Here is a 5,234-nt window from a genome sequence, read left to right as displayed (position 1 = left end):
GTTTGGAAGGATGGGGTCGACGTGACGGCGGATCCACGCATCGGCACGGCCGCCGTCGGCCCGGGGACGGGATTGGTCGGCGACGTACCAGAGAGTGGAAACTATGTCGGACGCCTGCCCCGACTCGTCGCACCGTATCGGCTGTGTGGTCTGTCCTGCCATGCCATCACCAGTGGTCTGCAACAGAAGACCGACAACGGGTACACGATCAACGGCGGCAACAACGTTTGGCAATTTCGCGACCAACCGACCGAAGGCGCCTACTCCCATTTGGAAGCGTACGATTTTCAAGTGATGGTCTGGGAAGACGACGTTTGGTACATGGAACTGGTGTTGTATCCGCCCAGCACCGATGACGCCTACAAGATCGTCACCCAATCGATTTGTGGCCCGACCAGCCGTTGGCAATTGATGCGCCACTGGAACGTGATCAATCCCGGCGACCATGACTACGGCATGGACGACGTCAAAGGGCCCGAGCAGATCATCATTCGGCGACAAGATGGGCTGGGGCAAGACGCGTCGTACATGCGACGCAACTTCCAAATCGTCCACCACCTGATCACCGGCGACGAAGAGGTTGATCCGTTGGCCAATCCGAAGAAGTGGCGGGCTTGGAAAATGCCCCATCGCGACTTCACGTTCGTGATCACGGATTCACGATTGTGGCGAAGCAGCCAGAACGTCGACGTCTGGCGCGAGCAGGGCTGGGGTGCCTTCAAGAGCCTTTATGACCGCACCGACCCGACACGCAGCCTGCTGGGCGAAGAACAATTCGCCTGGTTGCAAGAACTGCTCGCCACCGATTCGTCTCGATTGATTTGCTTGACCGGGATCAACGGCTTGCACACAATTTGGACCGGCGGACGGGGCGATTTCGAAAGCGGCAAACACCCGATGAAGTTCAGCCAACGCGATCGGGTGACCGCCGACTATGCCGGCTGGGTCAAAGCCGGTGCCGATCGTGTGCTGGAATTGCTGGGCGGGCGAGACGGCGTCGTGACCGTTTACGGCGACGTCCACAACGGTTCGATCATGACCAACCAGACCCATCGCGTGATCGAATCCAGTTTTGGTCCGATCGGTCGCAGCGGGGGTCGCGGCGTGATTCCGGGGTTCGGCCCCCAGATGAAAGACGTCGATGGACGCGATCTGACGATTCATTGCCTGTATCACAAAGAGTTTTCCGATCCGAACCTGTCGCCGCACGCCGACGGTGAACCGTTCTACTGGAACTTCCTGGAAATGGAGTTCGATCCTGGAAAAGAAGATCCGTCGATCGACCTGCGGATCCGCAACTTGGTGGATCCGCCACAGCAAACGCCCCGCGGCGGTGGTTTGCTGCAAACGACCGCGTCGCAAACGGGGCGTCTTCCTGCCAGTCGGCTGCCTGAAATCAAAACGATTCCCGGTGCCGAAGTTCAGATCCTGGACCTGAACGGACGCCCGATCCGAGGCACCACCAGCCTGGATGATGGCAGGATCGTGGTCGGCGGATTGGTCGACATCGATCCGGGCGCAGAAGTCCTGGTCCTCGCCCATCGCGGCGAACTGTCAGAGGTCAAGAAAGTTCAGACCCTGCCCGTTGACGCGGGATAAGCCGCCAGCCCGCCATCCGCATCAGGCTCTTCATCACGAACTCGCACGGGCAGGTGCGACCGATCGCATTACATGAAGGCGCAGTACATGAAGGCGCAGTGCATGAAGGATCGATCCGTGACACGCTTGGAACCGGTACCGCGCAGCTGTCTCATCGATTCTGTTGGACTTGACGAGCGTTCTTCAGAATTGCGTCGGGGAACGTCAAAACAAAGTCGATTCGTGATCGTCTCCGTCTTAAACGCCTTCGTTTTGTTGCAGCGGACTCTCCAAGGGTACATACTCAACGAGTGACCCCAGCGCGTCGTCATGCGAAACGCAGGTGGTCGGCTCCCGTGCCTGTTTTCGACAAGGAGTGCTCCGATGGCGTCTGCCAAGGTTTTGCTAATAGAAGACAGCCAAGTCGACCGCATGGTGATCAAGGGGCTGTTGTCCAAGGCAGTCGGCGTCCCGTTTCATGTGGAGACGGTCGAAACGCTCGCCGAGGCGCTCGCCGCGATTTCACGCGGTTCGTTTGACGTGATCCTCTCGGATCTAACGCTTCCGGATAGCCAGGGACTGGACACGTTCATCCGCGTGTCCCTCGCCGCCGGTGATGTTCCCGTGGTCGTGTTGACCAGCAGCGATGACCTGACCCTGGCCGCCAAAGCGGTCGAAGAGGGTGCGGAGGCTTATCTGGTCAAAGGAAAAATTGATGCCAATCGACTCGGGCGCTCGCTTCGATATGCCATTCAACGCACCGCGGCGGAGCAGGCGGAGTGGCAATCTCCCATGTATCACCTGGCCAAACAGCAGTTCTTGAAGGCCGCACAGATTGTAGGACTCGATGACAACCTGCGCGAGCGGCTGCTGTTTCCGCAACGCACCCTGACCGTCACGTTTCCCTTCCGACGCGATGATTATCAGGAAGTTGAAACGGTGTTTGGTTATCGCGTGCAACATCTGCTGACCATGGGCCCGACCAAGGGAGGCATCCGATATCACGAAGACGTCAACTTGGGCGAGGTCTCGGCGTTGGCGATGTGGATGACGTGGAAGTGCGCCCTGATGCGTTTGCCGTTCGGCGGGGCCAAGGGAGGTGTCCGCATCGACCCGACGATTTTGACCGGCCACGAACTGCAACGATTGACGCGTCGCTTCACCACCGAAATCCTGGACATGATCGGCCCGGACAAAGACATTCCGGCTCCCGACATGGGCACCAGCGAGCGTGAGATGGCGTGGATGATGGACACGTATAGCCAGCAGATCGGCTACACCGTCCCCACCGTCGTGACCGGCAAACCGGTTGTCCTCGGTGGATCGCAAGGTCGCAGCGAAGCAACCGGGCGCGGACTGGTGTACTTGATCGCTGCAGCGGCCGAGCACCTGGAGCTGAATCTCAATGGCAGCACGGTCGTCGTGCAGGGATTCGGCAACGTCGGCAGCAACGCCGCGCGGTTCTTAGAGGAATTGGGGGCTCGGGTGATCGCGGTCAGCGATGTCACCGGCGGCATCTACAATCCACACGGTCTGTCCGTTTCGTCGCTGCTCGCCTACACCCGCGAGAATCGTGTGTTGGCAGGCTACCCGGACGGTGAAGCGATCAGCAACGAAGCGATGCTCGAGTTGCCCTGTGACATTCTGGCTCCGGCGGCGATGCAGAATCAGATCACGCAGGCCAACGCCGATCGCGTCAAGTGCAAGATCCTTGCCGAGGGCGCCAACGGGCCGACCACGTTGGAGGCCGACGAAATCTTGCACGACCGAGACATCTTTGTGCTGCCGGACATTGTCGGCAACGCCGGCGGCGTCACCGTGTCGTACTTTGAATGGGTGCAGGGGACGCAGAACTACACGTGGACGCTGGACGAGATCAACAGCCGGTTGCACACGATCCTGGTCGACGCGTTTCGCCGCGCGCTCGACCGCTCGGCACGCCAGAGCATCGACTTGAGAACCGCCGCACTGATCGAAGGCATCCAACGTGTCGAGCAAGCCAAATTAGCCCGCGGCCTGTTCCCCTAGCGGTCGCGTCGCCGTTCGACGATGGCTCCACTCCTGTCGCCACCAACCGCACGCATCTGAGTGTTGGTGTCTAGGCTTTAGCCGATTCTCCTTGACACGCCGGACGCCCAAGGCGTCACGGGGATGCGCCTAAAGGCTGTACACCGCTAAGTTAAGCGTCGTTTCCTCGTGCCGGGGCCCGTAGGCTCGCGCCAAACGGCTGATCATCGTTTGATATCAGCCGGTTCGCGCCAGCGTCCGGGCCTCCCCGTTGGTCTTAACTTAGCGGTATTGGGCCATAGGCAATTCTCTTTAACACAGCGGACGCCCAAGGCGTCACGGGGATGCGCCTAAAGGCTGTACACCAACACGTATGCCCGTTCTTTGGGTGTTCACTTTATTTTCCAAGGAAAAAACTGAATCAACCGACGCGGCAGACGTGATGATGATCGAATATGATGATTCGGTTCGTTGTTTCAACATCTTTCGGTTGCCGCCCCATGCTCCCACGTCATCTGCTTCACCGAACCGCTCGTCTCGCGTTGCTAGCCGCGGCATGTCTGTTGATGCAGAGTCTGGTTCCCACGCTCCTGAAGGCCGAATCGACGAATCGGCCCAACATCGTCTACATCATGGCGGATGACCTGGGCTGGTCGGACGTCGGTTACAACGGTGCGGAGTTTTACGAAACGCCGAACATCGACGCGCTGTGTGCATCCGGCATGGAGTTTACGTCGGCTTATCCCGGGGCAGCCAATTGCATGCCATCACGCGCCTGCATCATGTCGGGTATGTACGTGTCCCGCACACAGATGTGGACGCCGGGGATGAGGGCCAAGGGAGACTCTTCGAAGATGAAGTTTCTGGTCCCGCGCAACAAGGACAAGAAGGGTGATGGCGTTTTCCCCTCCAAGGGCGCCCTCCCGCCCAGCGTGATTTCGATCGCAGAAGTCCTCCATGACGCCGGCTACAAAACCGCCCATTTCGGCAAGTGGCACCTGGGCCCCGATGGACAAGGGTTTGACGTCAACGACACCAATGGGTTGGGCGCCGGGCTTGGCCAAAAATTCTACGGCAACATCGACGTCGCCGAAAACCTGACCGATGCCGCCTGCGAGTTCATCGACCAGAATCACTCGAACCCGTTCTTTATTTATCTTTGCCATTGGGACGTGCATTCGCCGATCCGGGCACGCAAAGAGGTTGTCGCGAAATACAAAAAGAAGCTGGAAAGTCGCGATTGGGACCGCAAGTGGAACCCGACCTATGCGGCGATGATCGAAGCGGTCGACACCAGCGTCGGCCGTGTCCGCGAGAAGCTTCAACAACAGGGGCTGACAGAAAACACGGTGTTCATGTTCACGTCCGACAATGGCGGTGCGTCCGGGGTCACCTGGTGTGAACCGCTCAAGGGAGCCAAGGGCGCATTTTACGAAGGCGGGATACGCGTTCCGGCCTGCGTCAGTTGGCCCGGCGTGGTCAAACCGGGCAGCACGTGCGACACACCAATCACGGGTGTCGATTTGATGCCGACGTTCGCGGAGTTGGCCGGTGCGAAGCTGCCCACCACCCAGAGCATCGATGGCAGTTCCTGGGTGCCACTCCTGTCGGGTCGATCCCTTCCTGAACGCAACATTTTCTGGCACTCT

3 protein-coding genes are annotated in these 5,234 nt (G+C 59.3%); all 3 read left to right on the top strand.

Features of this window, described 5'->3' with window-relative positions; translation table 11 throughout:
- Positions 1-1,599: hypothetical protein (locus tag ABX749_RS20795; protein WP_372897665.1), on the top strand; the 1,599-nt coding region annotated here is incomplete at its 5' end.
- 363 nt (positions 1,600-1,962) lie between these two features.
- Entirely contained in the window at positions 1,963-3,606 is a 1,644-nt protein-coding gene (locus ABX749_RS20790) for a Glu/Leu/Phe/Val dehydrogenase dimerization domain-containing protein (RefSeq protein WP_372897664.1), read from the top strand.
- Positions 3,607-4,085: 479 nt separating this feature from the next.
- Positions 4,086-5,234, top strand: a 1,149-nt coding sequence (locus ABX749_RS20785; RefSeq protein ID WP_372897663.1) for a sulfatase, incomplete at its 3' end; no start/stop codon positions are given.

It is taken from the genome of Stieleria sp. (assembly GCF_041595215.1).
In the GTDB taxonomy this organism is placed as follows: domain Bacteria; phylum Planctomycetota; class Planctomycetia; order Pirellulales; family Pirellulaceae; genus Stieleria; species Stieleria magnilauensis.
The sequence above is the reverse complement of the archived record's forward strand: the minus strand, read 5'-3'. Positions and strand labels throughout refer to the sequence as shown.

What these genes read in the sequence shown, in the direction of transcription:
- ABX749_RS20790 (WP_372897664.1), top strand. Translation starts at nt 1,963, where the DNA reads ATGGCGTCTGCCAAGGTTTTGCTAATAGAAGACAGCCAAGTCGACCGC.